The sequence below is a fragment of the Citrobacter sp. T1.2D-1 genome, from assembly GCF_950098555.1.
Classification (GTDB): domain Bacteria; phylum Pseudomonadota; class Gammaproteobacteria; order Enterobacterales; family Enterobacteriaceae; genus Citrobacter_A; species Citrobacter_A telavivensis.
The window spans coordinates 58,511-78,450 of record NZ_CATNHH010000067.1 but is presented as its reverse complement, the minus strand read 5'-3'; the positions used below and the strand labels follow the sequence as shown (position 1 = coordinate 78,450).

General features: G+C 53.8%; 17 protein-coding genes. 5 read left to right on the top strand and 12 right to left on the bottom strand.

Annotated features, from left to right (window positions below):
* Positions 1-27 precede the first annotated feature (27 nt).
* The gene (locus tag QQZ17_RS22895) at positions 28-1,788 is read right to left on the bottom strand and encodes a DEAD/DEAH box helicase (protein ID WP_152403513.1); all 1,761 of its coding nucleotides are present in this window, start codon (positions 1,786-1,788) and stop codon (positions 28-30) included.
* Between the two features lie 151 nt (positions 1,789-1,939).
* On the opposite strand from QQZ17_RS22895, the gene rsuA reads away from it, so the two are divergent.
* The 3 genes from rsuA (at position 1,940) to QQZ17_RS22880 (ending at position 4,564) form a co-directional block, all read left to right on the top strand.
* Positions 1,940-2,635 carry a 16S rRNA pseudouridine(516) synthase RsuA gene (gene rsuA, locus QQZ17_RS22890; protein WP_152403515.1) on the top strand — a complete coding sequence of 232 codons (696 nt, stop codon included), beginning with the start codon at positions 1,940-1,942 and terminating at the stop codon, positions 2,633-2,635.
* Positions 2,636-2,686: 51 nt separating this feature from the next.
* Complete coding sequence (locus tag QQZ17_RS22885) at positions 2,687-3,877, top strand: Bcr/CflA family multidrug efflux MFS transporter (RefSeq protein ID WP_152403517.1); 1,191 nt, start codon at positions 2,687-2,689, stop codon at positions 3,875-3,877.
* A gap of 342 nt (positions 3,878-4,219) precedes the next feature.
* The gene (locus QQZ17_RS22880) at positions 4,220-4,564 is read left to right on the top strand and encodes a YejG family protein (RefSeq protein WP_043000099.1); all 345 of its coding nucleotides are present in this window, start codon (positions 4,220-4,222) and stop codon (positions 4,562-4,564) included.
* 3 nt (positions 4,565-4,567) lie between these two features.
* Here the strand turns inward: QQZ17_RS22880 and yejF are convergent, their stop codons facing one another.
* From yejF to QQZ17_RS22835, 9 genes are all read right to left on the bottom strand, one after another.
* Positions 4,568-6,157, bottom strand: a complete 1,590-nt coding sequence (gene yejF, locus QQZ17_RS22875) for a microcin C ABC transporter ATP-binding protein YejF (RefSeq protein WP_152403519.1) — start codon at positions 6,155-6,157, stop codon at positions 4,568-4,570.
* Between the two features lies 1 nt (position 6,158).
* Entirely contained in the window at positions 6,159-7,184 is a 1,026-nt protein-coding gene (locus QQZ17_RS22870; RefSeq protein WP_152403521.1) for an ABC transporter permease, read from the bottom strand.
* Complete coding sequence (locus QQZ17_RS22865; protein WP_152403523.1) at positions 7,184-8,278, bottom strand: microcin C ABC transporter permease YejB; 1,095 nt, start codon at positions 8,276-8,278, stop codon at positions 7,184-7,186. Before QQZ17_RS22865 ends, QQZ17_RS22870 begins: the two co-directional genes overlap by 1 nt.
* A complete protein-coding gene (locus tag QQZ17_RS22860; protein ID WP_152406289.1) occupies positions 8,279-10,093 on the bottom strand; it encodes an extracellular solute-binding protein in 1,815 nt (604 codons plus the stop codon).
* A gap of 102 nt (positions 10,094-10,195) precedes the next feature.
* A complete protein-coding gene (locus QQZ17_RS22855) occupies positions 10,196-11,752 on the bottom strand; it encodes a cyclic di-GMP phosphodiesterase (protein ID WP_152403525.1) in 1,557 nt (518 codons plus the stop codon).
* A gap of 189 nt (positions 11,753-11,941) precedes the next feature.
* The gene (mepS, locus tag QQZ17_RS22850) at positions 11,942-12,511 is read right to left on the bottom strand and encodes a bifunctional murein DD-endopeptidase/murein LD-carboxypeptidase (protein WP_046481674.1); all 570 of its coding nucleotides are present in this window, start codon (positions 12,509-12,511) and stop codon (positions 11,942-11,944) included.
* Between the two features lie 413 nt (positions 12,512-12,924).
* Positions 12,925-13,644, bottom strand: coding sequence for a phosphatase PAP2 family protein (locus QQZ17_RS22845; protein WP_152403527.1), 720 nt, complete (start codon positions 13,642-13,644; stop codon positions 12,925-12,927).
* Between the two features lie 32 nt (positions 13,645-13,676).
* On the bottom strand, positions 13,677-14,663 hold the full coding sequence (locus tag QQZ17_RS22840) for a CobW family GTP-binding protein (RefSeq protein WP_152403529.1): 987 nt from the start codon (positions 14,661-14,663) through the stop codon (positions 13,677-13,679).
* Between the two features lie 117 nt (positions 14,664-14,780).
* Positions 14,781-16,247: a mannitol dehydrogenase family protein gene (locus QQZ17_RS22835; protein ID WP_152403531.1), complete on the bottom strand. Its 1,467-nt coding sequence runs from the start codon at positions 16,245-16,247 to the stop codon at positions 14,781-14,783.
* 205 nt (positions 16,248-16,452) lie between these two features.
* Between QQZ17_RS22835 and uxuA the strand changes: the two genes are divergently transcribed.
* Entirely contained in the window at positions 16,453-17,643 is a 1,191-nt protein-coding gene (gene uxuA / locus QQZ17_RS22830; RefSeq protein ID WP_152403533.1) for a mannonate dehydratase, read from the top strand.
* Positions 17,644-17,700: 57 nt separating this feature from the next.
* Here uxuA and yeiP read toward each other — a convergent pair whose 3' ends face one another.
* On the bottom strand, positions 17,701-18,273 hold the full coding sequence (yeiP, locus tag QQZ17_RS22825; protein WP_045445067.1) for an elongation factor P-like protein YeiP: 573 nt from the start codon (positions 18,271-18,273) through the stop codon (positions 17,701-17,703).
* Positions 18,274-18,423: 150 nt separating this feature from the next.
* On the opposite strand from yeiP, the gene QQZ17_RS22820 reads away from it, so the two are divergent.
* A complete protein-coding gene (locus QQZ17_RS22820) occupies positions 18,424-18,678 on the top strand; it encodes a YkgJ family cysteine cluster protein (RefSeq protein ID WP_152403535.1) in 255 nt (84 codons plus the stop codon).
* On the opposite strand, the gene setB is transcribed toward QQZ17_RS22820, so the two are convergent.
* Positions 18,675-19,856, bottom strand: a complete 1,182-nt coding sequence (setB, locus tag QQZ17_RS22815) for a sugar efflux transporter SetB (RefSeq protein WP_152403537.1) — start codon at positions 19,854-19,856, stop codon at positions 18,675-18,677. The two genes, QQZ17_RS22820 and setB, sit on opposite strands and share 4 nt — an antisense overlap.
* Positions 19,857-19,940: the final 84 nt, after the last annotated feature.

Genomic DNA, 19,940 nt, shown 5'->3' with positions numbered 1-19,940 from the left:
CGCCCATTACATCAATCAAAAGTACGATTAACCGCGTAATTCATGTGCCCGACGGAAACGTCCCTCGTAATCGAACACTTTTTCCCGTACTTGCCAGTATTGACCTTTCATTCGCGCCACCACAAAGTCGGGATGACGTAACAACGTCTGCTGCGCGAGGATATCCGCCGCCGTGATCCAGCGTAGCGGCACGCCTGGCGTGCGGGTATGCGGGCGGATAAACAGTTGTTCAAACGCTGTACGCTGGGCTGGAGTTTGTAAGCGAAAACGTTCGCTGACATCCGCGCCGTCTTCGTCGTAGTAGGTGATTTTCAACCATTCGCCTTTCTCGTCATGACCGTGCTGCAACGTCATGCCGCTACAGCGGAGCACCAGCGCGTCTTTCAGCTTCAGCGCCGCTTTCAGCATGTCGTCCGGATCGACGAGGATCGTATCGCATTCCCGGCAGCGACGGGCGGCAATGTCGTTTTCGGCATTACACTGTGGGCAATTTTTAAAGCGAAAGCGAAAATCGCACTGCTCACGGTGTCCCTCATCATCTTCAAACCAGCCCTGACAGCGGCGTCCGAAATGTTCTATCAGGGTACCGTCAGCGGTGGTTTTGCCCCAGAAGGTGTTGGCGAAGCCGCAGGCCGGACAAAAGACCTGTACCGGCACGTTGTCACTTTTGCCTTTCGGGCTGCCCACTTCCGGGGAATAGAGGTCGTGTGGATTACCGGCGTAATCGAGAATCAAACAGTCCGTCTTTCCCGGCGCGAGGCGCAGACCGCGACCCACAATTTGTTGGTACAGACTGACCGACTCGGTGGGGCGCAGGATGGCGATAAGATCGACGTGCGGGGCATCAAAGCCGGTGGTTAAGACGGAGACATTGACCAGATAGCGAAAACCCTGGGCTTTGAACGCATCGATCAGTGCGTCGCGTTCAGGGCCGGGGGTGTCGCCTGTAATCAGCGCAGAATCCTCTTTGGGCAGCAATCCGGCTATCTCTCTGGCGTGTTCGACGGTGGCGGCAAATATCATCACCCCTTTGCGGGTCTGGGCAAATTCAACAATCTGGCTGATGATGTGCGGCGTGATGCGCTGCTGCTTTTTCAGCTCCCGGTTCAGATCGACGTCGCTAAACAGACCATTGCTCTGCGCCTGCAGGCGGCTGAAATCGTACTGTACCACCGGCATATCAAGTCGTTCCGGCGGTGTGAGATAGCCGTGCTTAATCATATAACGCAGCGGCAGTTCATAAATGCAGTCGCGAAACAGCGCCTGGTCGTCGCCGCGCACCATACCGTGGTAGTGGAAATGATAGATCCAGCCTTTACCCAGACGAAAAGGGGTGGCGGTCAGCCCCAGCAGGCGAATATGGGGATTAGCATTGCTCAGATGAGTAAGGATCTGCTGATACTGGCTCTCTTCGTCATCGCCGATGCGATGGCACTCATCAACAATTAGCAGCGAAAATTCGCTCTGGAAGGCGTCCAGGTTACGGGCCACGGACTGAACGCTGCCGAACACCACTTTGCCGTGGCTCTCTTTGCGTTTGAGTCCGGCCGCAAAAATATCGGCTTCCAGTCCCAGCGCGCAGTATTTGGCATGGTTTTGCGCCACCAGCTCTTTCACATGTGCCAGCACCAGCACACGCCCTCTGGCGACGCGCGCCAGTTCGGCAATCACCAGGCTTTTACCGGCACCGGTGGGGAGGACAATCACCGCTGGCGTTTGATGGCGGCGGAAATGGTTGAGCGTGGCATCCACTGCTTCTTGCTGATAGGGGCGAAGTGTAAAAATCATGGTCTCACAATACGTAACGAACTCGGGTATAGTATGCCACGAATCGTTTTCCCTTGAGGGATGTTGTTAGCCCGCTATACTGGGCAGATAACGGCTCCACTTTTCGGGCAGCGCGCCCGATTCCCGTATTGTTACAGGCAAAATCACACTCATGCGACTTGATAAATTTATCGCTCAGCAACTCGGCGTCAGCCGCGCTATTGCCGGGCGTGAGATCCGCGGTAGCCGTGTTACCGTGGATGGTGAAATCATCCGAAATACCGCGTTCAAACTGTTGCCAGAACACGACGTAGAATATGATGGCAACACGCTGGTTCAGCAAAATGGCCCACGTTACTTTATGCTTAATAAACCCCAGGGTTACGTGTGCTCAACCGATGACCCGGATCATCCGACGATCCTTTACTTCCTGGATGAGCCGGTCGCGCATAAATTACACGCTGCGGGTCGCCTGGATATCGACACCACCGGTCTGGTGCTGATGACCGACGATGGGCAGTGGTCGCATCGTATCACTTCGCCACGCCATCACTGCGAGAAAACCTATCTGGTCACGCTGGAGTCGCCGGTAACCGGTGATACCGCAGAGCAGTTTGCGAAGGGCGTGCAACTCCATAATGAGAAAGATCTCACGAAGCCGGCTGTGCTTGAGGTTATTACTCCCACGCAGGTGCGTCTGACCATTAGCGAAGGGCGCTATCATCAGGTGAAACGGATGTTTGCCGCCGTGGGCAACCACGTCGTCGGGCTGCACCGCGAGCGGATCGGCGCCATTATCCTCGATGCTGACCTTGAACCGGGTGAGTATCGTCCATTGACTGACGCGGAAATTGCCAGCGTTGTCTAAGCCAGACAGGCTAGGTTTTTAACCTGCCTCTGACAAATTCAGGAGTTTTTTGTGACCACCCGGCAGCACTCGTCTTTTGCCATTGTTTTTATCCTCGGTCTGCTGGCTATGCTGATGCCGCTGTCGATCGATATGTATCTTCCGGCGCTACCGGTGATCTCCGAGCAGTTTGGCGTGCCGGCGGGCAGTGCGCAGATGACGCTCAGCACCTATATCCTGGGCTTCGCCGTCGGGCAGTTGCTGTATGGTCCAATGGCGGATAGCCTCGGGCGAAAACCGGTGATCCTCGGCGGCACGCTGGTGTTCGCCGCGGCTGCTGTGGCCTGCGCGCTGGCGCAAACCATCGATCAACTGATTGTCATGCGATTCTTTCACGGCCTGGCGGCAGCCGCTGCCAGCGTGGTGATCAATGCGCTGATGCGCGATATGTATCCGAAAGAAGAGTTCTCCCGCATGATGTCATTCGTCATGCTGGTGACCACGATTGCGCCGCTGATGGCGCCGATTATCGGCGGCTGGGTGCTGGTATGGCTGAGCTGGCACTACATCTTCTGGATCCTGGCGATCGCAGCGGTGCTGGCCTCTGTCATGATCGCGACGCTCATTAAAGAGACGCTGCCGGTTGAAAAGCGCCAGCCGTTCCATATTCGCACGACGATAGGTAACTTCGCCTCGTTGTTTCGCCATAAGCGGGTGCTGAGCTATATGCTGGCCAGTGGCTTTAGCTTTGCCGGGATGTTCTCATTCCTTAGCGCCGGGCCTTTCGTGTATATCGAAATCAACCATGTATCACCGCAGGATTTTGGTTATTACTTCGCCCTGAACATCGTCTTCTTGTTCATTATGACGATTTTTAACAGTCGCTTTGTGCGGCGGATCGGTGCGCTGAACATGTTCCGTACCGGATTGTGGATCCAACTGGCGATGGCGGTGTGGATGGTGCTCAGCGCGCTGTTTGGCGTCGGTTTCTGGGCGCTGGTGCTGGGTGTGGCGGTCTTTGTCGGCTGCGTGTCGATGATCTCCTCCAATGCGATGGCGGTGATCCTCGATGAGTTCCCACATATGGCGGGAACGGCCTCGTCGCTGGCGGGTACCTTCCGCTTTGGCATTGGCGCGCTCGTCGGCGCATTGCTCTCTCTGGCGACGTTTAACTCGGCCTGGCCGATGATTTGGTCCATTGCTTTCTGTGCAAGTTGTTCAATTTTGTTCTATCTCTATGCGAGCCGCCCGAAAAAACGGTGATCAAATACACAACATGGAAGCCGTTCGGCTTCCTTTGTTGATGTATGTCAACGACAATTCCATCATTTCCCCGATATATGTTTATTTTATGTAAAATCAATTTATGTAAAAAGTCACATCATTGTAGTTAAAAAGGTTGAGTTAGATCGCAGAAACGGGTACATATAGCCCGCGCTCCCATCCCGACTGGAAACATCTATTTTAATAAAGGCCATACCGACCATACTGGCCACGCGGGATAAGGATCGTCACGTTATGCAACCGTTTAAGGACGGATTGTCAATGATGTGTTAATATAGATGTAAATAAATTGTGAAGTTATTGTGCTTCCGGGGAAAGAAAGTGACAACATTACAGCTCTCAATCGTTCATCGCTTACCACAGAACTATCGTTGGTCAGCGGGTTTCGCAGGTTCGAAAGTTGAACCGATTCCGCAAAATGGCCAAAGCGTAGAAAACAGTCTGGTGGCGCTTAAACTGCTGAGTCCGGATGGCGATAGCGCCTGGCCGGTGATGCATAAACTCAGCCAGGCGCTCAGCGATATTGAAGTGCCATGTTCAGTACTGGAGTGTGAAGGTGAACCGTGCCTGTTTGTGAATCGCCAGGACGAGTTTGCCGCGACCTGTCGTCTGAAGAACTTTGGCGTGGCCATTGCCGAACCGTTTTCTAACAACAATCCGTTTTGAGCGTCAGCTTAGCGTGAGAAGCTGACGCGTATACGCCTGCTGCGGTGCGCTAAAGACGTGCTGGCATTGCCCCTGCTCGATTACCTCTCCCTGTCTTAGCACAATCACCTGATGGCATAACGCGCGTACCACGTGCAGATCGTGGCTTATGAAGATATAGGCCAGACGATGCTTCTGCTGCAACGATTTCAACAGCGCGAGAATTTGCGCCTGCACGGTCCGATCGAGAGACGACGTGGGTTCATCAAGAATAATCAATGACGGTTTCAGGATCAGCGCTCTGGCAATTGCGATACGCTGGCGCTGACCGCCGGAAAACTCCGCCGGATAGCGATGACGCGTGTCGGCATCCAGTCCCACTTCCGCCATCACAGCCACGACCTGCTGCTCACGCTGTTCGGCTGAGAGCGCTGGCTGGTGAACGCGCAGTCCTTCTTCAATGATTTGCAGTACGCTCAGTCGCGGATTCAGCGAGGAGTTGGGATCCTGGAAGACCACCTGGATACGATGACGAACGGGCAACAGCTGTCGGCGCTTAAGATGTTGTAACTGCTGACCGTCAAATACTATGCTGCCCTGAGAGGTAATAAGCCGCAGGAGCGCCAGCCCGGTAGTGCTTTTTCCCGAACCTGATTCCCCCACCAGCCCCAGCGTTTCACCCGGTTGCAGACTGAAACTGATGCCTTTCACCACCTCATTGTTCGCCACCACGCGCTTAAGGATGCCCTTGCGAATGGGGAACGCGACGCGTAAATCCTCAACACTGAGAAGGGGGGACAGCCCCTGCGGCAATGGTACCGGATCGCCTGCCGGTTCGCTGTTGAGCAACTTCTGCGTGTAGGGATGGGTGGGCGCATGGAGAAGGGGAGCGGCACGGTTTTGCTCAACGCATTGCCCGTTTTGCATCACCGCCACGCTGTCGGCGAGCTTCCTGACAATACTGAGGTTATGGGTGATGAACAACATCCCCATATTCAGCTCGCGCTGGAGTTCGCGCAGCAGTTGCAGGATCTGCGCCTGTACCGAGACATCCAGCGCGGTGGTTGGCTCATCAGCGATGAGCAATTCGGGTCGCGTTAATAGCGCCATTGCAATCATCACCCGCTGACGTTCGCCGCCGGAAAGTTGGTGCGGGTAATCACCCAGTCGTGTTGCCGCCTGACGAATGCCGACCCGGTCGAGACAGCTTAATATCTCCGCGCGTGCCGCTTCCCGGCGCATTCCCCGGTGCAGGGAAAGCACTTCATAGAGCTGTTTTTCGAGATTGTGGAGCGGGTTTAGCGACACCATCGGCTCCTGGAAAATCATGGCAATCTTGTTGCCGCGTACGCCGTGCAGGGTCTGCTCACTGGCGTGCAGTAAGGACTCACCGTGAAAACGGATATCGCCGCCGAGATACACTGCGGGCGGGGTAGGCAACAGGCGCAGAATCGACAGCGCGGTAACGCTCTTGCCGGAGCCGGATTCTCCCACCAGCGCCAGCGTTTCGCCAGCCTCCACGCGCAACGAAATCGCGTTAACCACCGTGCGGACCGTCTCCTGCTTGCGAAATCCCAGCGTCAGATTGTCAATGGCGAGCAAAGGTTGCGTCATATTACACCGCCTTGTTGGGATCGAATGCGTCACGGACGGCCTCGCCGATAAAGATCAGCAGCGAGAGTAAAATGGCTACGGACAGGAAGGCGGTGATGCCCAGCCACGGCGCTTGCAGGTTATTTTTACCTTGCAGGAGCAACTCGCCCAGCGAAGGAGAGCCTAGCGGCAAACCAAAGCCGAGGAAGTCCAGCGACGTCAGGGTCGTAATGGAACTGCATAAAATGAACGGTAAGAAGGTCAGGGTGGCAACCATTGCGTTGGGTAGCATGTGGCGAAAGATGATACTGCGGTCGCTAACGCCGAGCGCCTGGGCGGCCCGGATATAGTCAAAATTACGCGTGCGTAAGAACTCTGCGCGCACCACGCCCACCAGACTCATCCAGCCAAACAGCACCGTAATCGCCAGCAGCCACCAGAAGTTGGGTTGCACGACGCTGGAGAGCAAAATGATCAGGAACAGCGTCGGCATACCCGACCAGACTTCAATGAACCGCTGGCCCCATAGATCCACTTTACCCCCGTAATAGCCCTGCAACGCCCCGGCCAGCACGCCCATGACGCTTGAACACAGGGTAAGCATCAGGCCGAAAAGAATGGAAATACGCGTGCCGTAAAGCACTCGCGCCAGCACGTCGCCGCCGTTGGCATCGGTACCCAGCCAGTTTTGCGCAGAAGGGGGCGAGGGAAAGGGGGTGTCGGTTGCAAAGTTGATGCTGTTCGCCCCAAAACGCACCGGTGCCCAGAGAACCCAACCGCGCTTTTCCAGTTGTTGCTTTAACCACGGGTCCTGGTAATCCGCCCTCGTTGCCAGAGGGCCGCCAAAATCGCTCTCACTGTAGTTTTTGACCAGCGGGAAATACCAGCTTCCGTCGTAGCGCACCAGTAACGGTTTGTCGTTAGCAATCAGCTCAGAACACAGGCTCAGACCAAACAGGACAAGAAAAATCCACAGCGACCAGAAACCACGACGATTATGGCGAAAACGTGCCCAACGGGCCTGATTGACGGGGCTTAAATGGGCCATTAACGTCCCTCAAAATCAATACGCGGATCGACCAGCGTATAGCTGATATCACTGAGAATATTCAGCAGCAGGCCAATCAGGGTGAAGATGTACAGCGTGCCAAACATCACCGGGTAGTCTCGTGAAACCGTCGCCTCATAGCCCAACAGCCCCAGACCATTGAGTGAGAACATCACTTCAATCAGCAGTGAACCGGTGAAAAACATACTGATGAAGGTGGCGGGAAAACCGGCGATCACCAGCAGCATGGCGTTGCGAAAAACGTGCTTCCACAGGATATTCCCTTCACTCACCCCTTTGGCACGGGCGGTGACGACGTACTGCTTACGGACCTCATCGAGAAAGGAGTTTTTGGTCAGCATGGTCAACGCGGCAAACCCGCCAATCACTGTCGCCAGGACAGGTAAGGTGATGTGCCACAGATAGTCGGTTATCTTCTGATACCAGGGCAGGGAGTCAAAATTCGCCGAAACCAGGCCACGCAGCGGGAAGAGATCGTAATAGCTGCCGCCGGCAAAAAAGACAATCAACAGTATTGCGAACAGAAACGCCGGGATAGCGTAGCCAATGATAATAAACGCGCTGCTCCAGACGTCGAATCGGCTGCCGTTATGCACGGCCTTGCGGATCCCTAACGGAATCGACACCAGATAGATGATGAGCGTACTCCACAGCCCCAGGGTAATAGACACCGGCAGACTCTCTTTGATGAGCGCCAGCACCGAGGCGCTACGAAACAGGCTGTCGCCGAAATCGAAGCGAATGTAATTCCACAGCATGGTGAAATAGCGCTCGTGCAGTGGCTTATCAAAACCGTAGCGTTGGGTGATTTCGGCAATCACTTCAGGGTCAAGGCCGCGTCCTCCGCGATAGTTGCTGTCGCTGATATTACCCACCCCGGTCCGGGCGTGGCTGGCGCGGATGCCTTCGCTTCCGGCACCGGGCAGTGCGCTCGTCTGACCAAACTCAATGGCGGCAATCGCTTGGTCGACCGGGCCGCCAGGGGCAATTTGCACGATGAAAAAGTTGATGGTGATGATCGCCCAGAGCGTCGGGATAACCAGCAACAAACGGCGAATCAGGTACGCGCCCATTTATTCTCCCTGTCGTCTGGCGGCTGGCAACTTCGCCGCCCGGTTTACGTCATACCACCAGTTATCCAGGCCGATGGTATAAATCGGACGAATGGCCGGACGGGAGAATTTATCCCACCAGGCCAGTCGGTCTTCAGCCATGTACCACATCGGCAGCATGTAGTAATTCCAGGTAAGTACTCTGTCCAGCACGCGCCCAAGCGGCAGCAGTTTGTTTTTATCACCTTGCGCCGCGATGATTTGATCGATCAGTTTGTCAACCACCGGACTTTTCACACCGGGGGCATTATAGCTTGAGTCGATGTATTCAGACGCCCAGGAGATTTGCAGATCGGAACTGGGCCACGGCATCGCGCGCCACAGGGTCGGCATCATGTCGTAGTCCCGGTTGCGCAAGCGATTGGTGAGTTGCGAGTTATCTACCTGGCGAATATTCATCGTAATACCCAGCCGCTGGAGATTGTGCTGGAAGGGCAGAACCCACTGGCTGTTACTGGCGGCGGAAATGAGCAGTTCAAAGCTCAACGGTTTACCGGTGGCCGTGTTAATGCGCTGCTGGCCTTTCAGTTCCCAACCCGCGTCTTTCAGTAAGTTATCGGCTTTTAACAGGTTTTCCCGATCGTAACCGTCTCCTTTAGATTCGGGAGGCTGGTAAATCTGGCTGAAGACCTCAGGCGGCAGATCCTTTTTCATCGGCGCCAGCAGTACCAGTTCCGCCGCGTCAGGGTAGTTTCTGGCGGCATACTCGGTGTTCTGGAAATAGCTGTTTGCCCGGCTCCAGGCGTTGTAGAACAGCGCTTTATTCATCCACTCAAAATCGAACGCCAGCGTAATGGCTTCACGGACGCGTCGGTCGCTGAAAACGGGGCGCTGAGTGTTGAACGCCAGCCAGCGCGTATCCTGCGCCGATTCATTTTTCTGCTCATCTTTGATGATGTACTGATTATCAAAGTTTTTACCGACATAACGTGTCGCCCAGTTTTTGGCGTCGCTTTCCAGACGCAAATCGAACGCGCCAGCCTTAAAGGCCTCAAAAGCCACGTTGTCGTCGAGGTAATAGTCGTAGCGAATGACATCGAAATTCCAGCGGCCACGATTGACCGGCAGATTGGCGGCCCAGTAATCCTTCACGCGTGAATAGACAATATACTGGCCCATCTTCCACTGACTGATGCGGTAAGGCCCACCGCCCAGCGGAGGTCTGGACAGCGGGTCGCTGAGTTTGTGATCTTTCCAGTACGCTTGTGGCATCACGGGCAACGAGAACAGGCTGAGCATGTCCTCTTTACCCGGCTTCGCGAGTTCCATACGTACGGTCAGCGGCGCAATGGCTTTGACCGTTGTGCCTTTGTAGACCAGACGAAACTGCGGCACACCTTCGGTCATAAATTTGTTGAAGGTGAAGGCGACATCCTTTGCCATGACGGGCGAGCCATCATGAAAACGGGCGCGAGGGTTGATCGTGATTTCAACCCACGAATAATCCTCCGCATAGCGTGCGCTCTCGGCGATCAGCGGATAATAGCTGCCGGGCTCGTCATCAGAGGTGGTAAACAGGGTGTCGTAGAGTTGTTCAGTCCGGGCTGCGGGATTACCGCGCAGGGCATAGCGGTTGAAATTGTCGAATGTGCCGAGGGCGGAAAGCGTGATCTGACCGCCTTTGGGGGCCGCGGGGTTGGCGTAATCGAAATGATCAAAATTGAACGCGTATTTAGGTTCTCCCAGCACCGCAAAGGCATAGCTCTCTTTGATCGCCTGCGCCTGGGCGCCCGCGCTCATCAATATGACAAACAGCAGCAATATGCGAATGATTATCTGCAAAGGGATTCCTTCTCTTGCTTACTTGCCGGCACAGGTCACACTTATGCCTGAATAATAGGGCAGGTGGCGTCTGTTGTGAATCCACGCGTTGGCGCTTTACCATTTCAGCGTGTGTGGCTGCGAAACCCACTGGACAAATTTGTCGAGCGGCATGGGGCGGCTGACCCAATAGCCCTGAAGGAAGCGAACCCCGTGTTCATGCAGCCATTTCGCCTGCTCCGGCGTTTCCACTCCTTCGGCCACCGTCATCATATTGAGGCGCTTAGCGAGCGTCAGCACCGCATCGAGCACCGGTGAGGTGACGGTTTCTGTACCAATGGCGTGTATAAAACCGCGATCGATTTTCAGATAATCCAGGGTATAACGCTCCAGATAAATCAGCGCGCTGTGGCCGGTACCGAAGTCGTCTATTGCAATTTCGAAGCCTGCGGCATGCAACCATTCAAATAACTGTGAGGCTTCATGTTGCTGGATCATGTCGCGTTCGGTAATTTCCAGCACAATCTGGAAGTGGTTGGGAGGCATTGCGGCGACTAACTGGCGAACGTCGTCTTTAAAACTGCTGCTGTGCAGGTGGTCAGGTGCAATATTGATACCGTACTTTGCGCCAACAGGAAGGACTTTCTGCAACGTAGGGGCATCTCGCGCCAGCAGTTTAAACAGATGCTGGGTCAATGGCACAATCATGTGCTGGGCTTCGGCGTAATGAATAAACGCATCCGGCGGGATTTCTCCCGCCGTTGGATGTTTCCAGCGCAGCAACACCTCCAGCCCGGTGACCTTCAGCGACTGCGTATCCACGACGGGTTGATAGACCACGTAGAATTGATCGCGTTTGATCCCTGTGAGGATCTCTTTCCCGGGACGCAAGCGAATGCACATGATGTAGTAGCAAAGTAAACCAGCAATGATGCCCCCCATCCCGCCAAGAAGCAGGGCATACCATAAGTCGGGCCAGGTCCAGTTGGTTGCGTACAGCCGGATCGTCACCGGAACACCGCTTATTTTTGCTTCGCGCTCCGGTGAACTGTCGAGATCGTTAACGGTGAGCAGATGGTCCGAAAAGGTCGACAACGCGGTGTTGCCAACGATAATGGCGATCCCATCAAAGTCTTCTTGTCGGGCGGTATACAGCAGATACGGCGTAAGGTTGATATTCAGGGAGGTGAAAACACCGCTGTTCACCAGCAGGGGATTGCGATACCAAATCACCATCGCAGGTTTATTGGGCATCATCGGTGTTCCCGGGATAATCGCCATGTCGATATCTTTACTAATATCGAGGCTGGGAACCAGTTCGGTCAGCAGCGCATCCATTCCACCGGTTGCCGATGAGCAAAATGCTTTCTTATCCTTAACCAGCAAAAACGCGCGAACGTTCAGGCTAAACGCGGCACGAGAAGTGAGATCCGCGCTGACTTGTTTGCAGGTATTTAAGGTCAACGGCTGGAGGATATCGGTGGTGTTTTTGAGATCGGCAAAATAGCTGACCAGGTAATGTTGAATGTCGGAAACCAGCGTGTCGTATTTGACTTCCCGCTTATGCCACGCCATCACGAACTGTAGGCTACTGATAACAATAGCAATGACAATCCCAGTGATCAGGCAGGTAAGCACGATTTTTCGACCAGTCGTTAAGGCGCGTGTGAACATGATGCCTGGTTTTACCCTGAGATTGTCGATGATGACAAATGTGATGGAATAACAAGACTATAGCCTGGATTGATTCGGCGAGTCATGCTTTTCCACAGAGAGAAAAGGGGAACCAAAAAAAAAAAACACCGCCGAAGCGATGCTTTTCGTTTGTCTCGTCAGGGTCGCCAAGGGATAGCAACCAAACGATTAACTGCGGCTCAGAACCCGACGCGCTTCGTTGTAGCGCTTTTTCCAGTATGGCTCGTTCATGCTGGAGATAATAACACCGCTGCTGGTAGAGGCATGAACAAACTGGTTGTTGCCAATATAGATACCAACATGACGGCCCGTTGAACCTGCGCGGAACAGAACCAGATCGCCAGTACGCAAATTCGTGCGTGACACGGACTTACCGGTTTCCTGCTGTTCGTAGGTGGAACGTGGGAGTTCTAAACCAAATTGTTCACGGAATGTACGTTGTACAAAGCTGGAACAATCAATACCTTTTTTGGAGTTGCCGCCGAGACGATAGCGCACGCCTTTCCAGTCAGCATATTGATCCATAATCCGCGACTTCACATCGAGGTTACGCACCATACTCTCAAATTCATCCTGAGAAGCTTGCAGTGAAGAAGCTTCTTGACCCACACCAAGCGTCTCAGAATGCGTGTTCTTTGCGGTGTTACTGGTAGTGCTACATGCAGAAAGCAGTACCGCGACTGCTATCGCGGGAATCCCGCGCAAGATATATCTCAAGATCGGTTGAGATTTGACCATTTTGTTTGTTTTCCCTTGAAGTCCTTAACGATAAATATCGTTATAAAAAATGCCAAACGTGACGAGACTAATTACCTACGCACAATGAGACAATTCTTTAAGCGCAAAACTGTGGCAGAACGCACAAATTTATTCGCGAAGAGAATAATAACCCAGCGAGGCAAAACGAGTTCGAGGTTACCCGATCGTTACAGGCTTGGCGAGTGATTTTATCTGAATTTTAATAAGAAAATGTGATACAGAAAGTGAATAAACGGGATTGGTCAATTTAAGTGCAGAATGGCGAAAAAACAGGCAACTCATTCATTCACAAAGATAATGCTATGACTAAATAATGACGGTGAGATGAATAATTTATCTTAATGCATCATCAGGGCTTAAGAATAAACCCTGATGATGTTAATAACTGTGGGTTATTTGTTTAAGATTTGTTTGTTTTTGCCGGGGAGATAATTGTCGAAAAGCGCGATGAGGCGATCGCTTAACGGGGTCAGGAGACACCAGGGCAGACCAATTAAGACCACGGTTAATGAACCTACGGCGATATCAGTGAACCAGTGGGCACCGATCATGACGCGCGGGAAAGCAAAAACCACAACGATAATAAGGCCGATAATCCCTGCGGCTTTTCCGAAATAGCGCAACATAAATGCGGCGAAAATAAGCAGCATCATTCCGTGATCGCCAGGGAAACTGTCTCTGGACGCATCCTTCGTCGAAATATGCAGCAATTCACTGACGCGATAAATATTGTCAAAACTGAGCGTGGGACTTGCGCGTTTTACGGGCAGCAGCGCCTGACCCGCCTGGTTCAGAACCACGGCGGTGAGCAACATCACCAGGCCGATGATGACAATACGACGGCGGCCTGCAGGCGTCTCCTTCAGCCAGAAACTCAGCATCAGACCGCCCATCGCCAACAGGGAACAGGCGTCAAACGCCCGATTATTGGTGATGGCGACCAGCCACAGGAAGGCCTGGCTCTCCACCAGTTTCTGGTTGAAAAAGTGAAAAATGCCGGCGTCAACCGGGAACCAGAATCCATGATTGGCAGGTATATACCAGCTCATGAACAAAGCCAGACCGGCAAGATTCAGCAGAAGTATCAGTGGTAACCTGATTTTCATATTCAAAGAGTTCACTGTTCAATAAATCGCAGGCAACCTTACGCGTGTTCAGCTAAACGAAGCTTCAACAATGCGCTCTGCAACGTATTCCAGTCTGCCTCGGTACTGGAAATCAGTTCAATACGGCTGTCCGGCGGCGCGACGTTCTGCGTTTCAATGTGCAGATCTTCACCCTGGCGGTTAATGCGCACGAGACCTTCCGCAATACGCATGACCCCTTTCACCCGACCAACTGGCGCCAGACGCGCCCATTCCAGCAGCCCAATGGTGTCAAAAACGGTATCGGCATCGAAAATCCAGCCGCAGGCCTGATGCCCCTGGCCACTGTTCAGGCTACGACGCCAGCGCTGTTGTGCCGGCAGGCTCATCGCCGCGAGTCCTCGTGTTACAGGCTGGCTGTGCGAATGCGCCGCGCTGGCGGGTAATTCAGCCAGGTTCAGACGCGGTAAGTCCAGCAACTGTCCGTCAATCTGACCGTGATCGGCTTGCACTAACTGACGGTTGCCGCCGAACTGCTGCCACCAGGTCTGCAAAGCGCGTTCACTCTCCGCCGTCGCGTGATCGGTTTTATTCGCCACGATGATATCTGCCGCAGCCAGTTGGTCACGAAAGTTCTCATTGGCGACGCTTTTTTCATCCAGCAACCCGCGTGGGTCAAGAATACACAGCGTGGCGCGAAGGTCTATCCAGGGTTCATACACCGGCGCGGTGAGGAGAGAGAGGATCTGTTTCGGGTGCCCCAGTCCCGTCGGTTCGATCAGCAGACGGTCTGGTTTTCCCTGACGCAACAGCGTGTTCAGGCCAACCTGCATGGGCAGGCCGTTCACGCAGCACATACAGCCGCCGGGGATCTCTTTGAGCAACGCGCCGCTATCTGCCAGCAGGGCGCCGTCGATACCGACCTCGCCGAACTCATTGACCAGTACCGCCCATTTTTCGGCAGGATCTTTGTGCGCTAACAGATGAAGAATTGAAGTGGTTTTTCCGCTGCCGAGGAAACCGGTGATGAGGTTAGTTTTGGTCACGCCTGCTCCAGAATGATGTGCCGTAACGGGTTAGCTTTAATCCTGGCGAAAAAAAGTGAAAAAGAGAAGGGCGGGACGAACGAAGACAGGCTCCGTTCGCCTTAATGGCAGAAATTGTTAATTTTTTAACGTATCAATCACCGCCTGATGCGCGCCGCGTTGCGCGATACGCTGCCAGGCCGTTTCAATCGCCTGAACAAAAGCAGGATTGTGCGGGAGGTCGTTGCCAAAGACTTCCTGTAAAGAGAGCAGCGCTACGACGCGTTGGTCCTCATGACTGGCGGCGACGATTGAGCTGATTTTATCGCTCAGTGGGTCGCGAACGTCGATGGTCGAGCCGGCATCATCGATACCACTGACGTAGCGCATCCATCCCGCCACACCCAGTGCCAGTAATGGCCATGCGCTTTCGCGCGCCAGATGGAGGCGGATACCTGCCAGCATCCGCTGCGGTAGTTTCTGACTGCCGTCCATCGCGATTTGCCAGGTCTTGTGCTTCAGCGCTGGATTCGCAAAGCGTTCAATCAGGCTTTGTGCGTACCCGGTTAAATCCACGCCGGTAATACTGAGCGTCGGTGCCTGTTCATTCATCATCAGTCGGTACGCGGCTTCGCGGAACGCGCTGTCCTGCATACACTCATTAATATGCTGAAATCCGGAAAGATAACCGAGATAAGCGAGAAACGAGTGGCTGCCATTAAGCATTCGCAGCTTCATCTCTTCCCAGGGGCGAACATCGCTAACCATCTGCACGCCTGCGGCTTCCCATGCGGGACGACCAGCGACAAAATTGTCTTCAATCACCCATTGAATGAACGGTTCACAACTGATGGCGCAGGGGTCGGCAACGCCCAGTTCGCGGGTGATTTCCGCCAGAGATTCCTCTGTAGCGGCCGGAACAATGCGGTCGACCATGGTGGCGGGAAAACTGACGTATTCACGGATCCAGCTTGCCAGCGCGGGAGAGCGTTTTTCCGCCATCCCCAGTACGGCATTCTTCACTACGTGACCGTTATCAGGAATGTTGTCGCAGGAGAGCACAGAAAAAGGCGCCAGCCCGCGCGCCTGTCGACGTGACAGCGCTTCCACCAGAATGCCGGGCGCTGAAAGGGGTTCGTCAGGCGCCTGCAGGTCGTGAATAATACGCGGGTTTGTCAGGTCCAGCGTACCGGTAGCCGGATCGATGCAATAGCCTTTTTCGGTGATGGTCAGTGAGACAATCGCGACCTGGGGCTCGCAGAATTTTTCAATAATAGTGGCGAGCGAATCGAGTTTTGCGTTCAGACATTCGTTGACGGCACCGACGATAATTGCCTGATTGCCGTGCGCACCTTTTTCCAGCACGGTATAGAGATTATCCTGTGCTCGGAGTTGGCTCATCAACGTGTCGCCGCTGAACAGGCTGATCTCACAAATTCCCCAATCCCCGCCCTGGGCGTTCAGCACCCGGTCGGTCAGTAATGCCTGGTGCGCACGATGAAAGGCGCCAAAGCCGAAATGCACCATGCGCGTTTTGAGCTGCTGGCGGTCATAGTGCGGCGTTTGTACGCCATCCGGCAGTATTGCTGAGGCAATTGTAGTCATGAATTACACACCTGATTAACCATAAATTAACAACGTCAGTGTAAAGTTATATGACAACAAATTGAATTGGTAAGCCGAATTTATCCGGGTAATGTGAGCTAGATCAATCAATCATGCCCCTTTTATTGATCACCTCACAGAAGCCTGTATGGTAGTCGTCATTCAGGTAAGCTAATTTGGTATAACAACTTTGTGAGGTAAAGCAATGGAACAAACCTGGCGTTGGTACGGGCCTAACGATCCGGTATCGCTTGATGATGTGCGTCAGGCTGGCGCAACGGGCGTTGTGACGGCATTGCACCACATTCCGAACGGCGACGTGTGGCCGGTCGAAGAGATTAAAAAGCGTCAGGCAATTCTGGCGGAAAAAGGGTTAACCTGGTCGGTTGTCGAAAGTATTCCGGTTCACGAAGAGATCAAGACTCGCTCCGGTCAGTATCAGGCATGGATAGCGAATTATCAGCAGAGCATCCGCAATCTGGCGGCCTGCGGCATCGACACCGTCTGCTACAACTTCATGCCGATTCTGGACTGGACGCGTACCGACCTCGAGTACGAATTGCCGGACGGCTCGAAAGCGCTACGTTTCGATCAAATAGCCTTTGCTGCTTTTGAGTTGCATATCCTCAAGCGTGCGGGAGCTGAAGCGGACTATAGCGAAGAAGAACAGCGTCAGGCTCAGGCGTATTTCACTGCCATGAGCGATGCGGATATCGAAAAACTGACCCGCAATATCATTGCCGGTTTGCCCGGCGCAGAAGAGGGTTATACCCTCGATCGGTTCCGTGCGCGTCTGGCCGAGTATGACGGCATCAGCAAAGACGATCTGCGTGACAATATGGCAGTGTTCCTGCGCGCGATTGTCCCGGTGGCTGAAGAAGTGGGCGTACGCCTGGCGGTGCATCCTGACGATCCACCGCGTCCGATTCTCGGATTGCCGCGCATTGTCTCTACCATTGAAGATATGCAGTGGCTGAAAGAGACGGTCGATAGCATCTACAACGGCTTCACTATGTGCACGGGATCATACGGTGTTCGCGCGGATAACGATCTGGTAAAAATGATCGAAACCTTTGGCGATCGTATCCACTTTACCCACTTGCGCTCGACGTGCCGCGAAGAGAACCCGAAAACCTTCCATGAAGGCGCGCACCTGCAAGGGGATGTGAACATGGTGGCGGTGGTAACGGCGATTCTGACCGAAGAGCAGCGCCGTAAGAAGGCGGGTGATTTACGTCCAATACCGATGCGTCCCGATCACGGTCATCAGATGCTGGACGATCTGCATAAGAAAACCAATCCGGGCTACTCTGCGATTGGGCGTCTGAAAGGGCTGGCGGAAGTGCGCGGTGTTGAACTGGCGCTGAAAATGACCCAGTTCCGCGACCTGCTGTAAGAGCGAAAATGACAAAAAGGACAGCTCAGGCTGTCCTTCTTTACATACATGCAAAACTTAATCCGCGCGACCCATATAACGGCGCTCTTCAATATGAATGCGGATTTTTTCACCGGCGCTCAGGTATTCAGGAACCAGAATGACCAGACCGGTACTCAGCGTCGCTGGCTTGTTGCGCGCACTGGCGGAAGCACCTTTAATACCAGGAGCGGTTTCCACGATTTCCAGATCAACCGTCTGTGGCAGTTCGAGCGCCAGCAGCTGACCGTCCCAGGTTAATACCTGCATATCCGGCATCCCGCCTTCCGGAATAAACAGCAGCTCTTCTTCGATCTGATCTTTAGTGAAGGTATAGGGCGTGTAATCTTCTTTATCCATGAACACGTATTCGTTGCCATCGACATAGGAGAAGTCAACGCCACGGCGGCTCAGGGTGACGGTATCTACAATGTCATCGCCCTTGAAACGTTCTTCCACTTTCAGACCGGTACGGACATCGGAGAAACGCATTTTGTACAGCGTTGCTGCGCCACGGGCGGTCGGGGACTGAATATCGATATCTTTCACAATCAGCAGCTTGCCGTTGTAATTCAGTACCATACCTTTTTTGATTTCGTTCGCTCTTGGCATCGAAAAGATCCTGTTATAGAGATTAGCTAAATTATCGCGTCAAACTACTCGCGCCGGGTCATTCAGGCAAGCGGAATTCACCTTTTGCTGGTGCAAAAAAGGTGGTACTGTGCGCGCCTGTCCGGTGGTCATAATAAAGAGAGTCAGACTATGGAATGCCGTCCGGATTGTGGGGCGTGTTGCACCGCACCATCGATTTCCAGTCCCATCCCCGGCATGCCTGAGGGCAAGCCCGCCAATACGCCGTGTATCCAGCTTGATGAACACATGCGATGTAAAATTTTCGCGTCTCCACTGCGGCCAAAAGTGTGCTCCGGACTGCAGCCAAGTGCGGAAATGTGCGGCGAATCGACTCGCCAGGCGATGACTTGGCTTATTGAACTGGAGGCGCTGACGGCGCCTTAAACATCCTTAATACGCGTCAGGCAAACCATCGTGGCGATAATCATCACCAGCGCAAACCAGAAGACGGCATGGTAGTTCCAGATTTCTGCGGCAATGCCCGCCAGTGACCCGGCGATAATCCAGCCGACGCGGATGGTATTAGTGTAGAGCGTTGTCGCTGACCCCGCCTGACCCGGCATCAGATCCTGAAAATAGAGCATGCCGATCCCGCCGAGAATACCGATGTAGATGGCGTTCAGCAGTTGTAAACCCAACAGCACCACAGGGGAGTGCGCGACCAGCATTCCTGCGTAAAAGCAAAAACCGGCGGCGACCGCAATGCACATTAGCAGGCGTTTGCCCAGCCGTTTTGCGAAGTAGCCGGCAATCAGCATCGTCGGGATTTCCAGTCCGGCCGCCGTACCCATCATCACGCCCGCCAGTTTTTCCGGCAGATGCAGCTCATTAATAATAAACAGCGGCATATTAATGATATACAGGCTGTTGGTGCCCCACATTAAGGTGCAAATCGCAAACAGTAACAGGGTATCCCGACGGTTTCGACGCGGCGCTTCCAGCGTACCGGTGGCCAGTGTGGTTTCTTTACGCATAGACGGTAAGAAAAACCACACCATCGCGCCGCAAACCACAAACGCCACTGCGGCGCTGAGGTACATCACCGTAAAGCTGAAACCCATCGCCAGCGCGTAAGCCAACGGCGGACCTATCACCCACGCAAGTGAAACCTGGGCGCGCAGTATGGAACTGAACATTACCGCTTCACGACCTGTGCGGTCAGCATGTTCGCGGGCGAGAGCAAACATTTGCGGGTTGGCGGTCGAGCCAAAGCTGCTGAGAAACACGCCGACAAACAGCAGGATAAAGTAGTTACGATTCCAGGCAAATAACACGCACGCCAGCATGCCCAGTGCACAGCAGAAGACGATCAGCTGTTTGCGATCGCCTTTTCTGTCTGAACGTCCTGCCAGAAACTGGCTGACCAGAATGCCGATCACCGCACTGCCGGTAAAAAAGAAACCGACCATCCCCGGGCGCGCATGGACTTCATCGGTCAGAAAGAGGCTCAGCGTGGGGGTTTGTAGCGCACCTGCAATACCGGTGAGAAAGGCGACAATAAGGAAAGCCGTAGACGTCAGGTCAAACGTTTTTGGCGTGGCGGCAGCGGGGGTGTTGTGCATGTTCTGGTATCAGTAGTGTGATGAGACGCGGAGTTTACGCCGCTTAGCTGAAAATAAACAGATGACTAAATCAAAATCGCCACG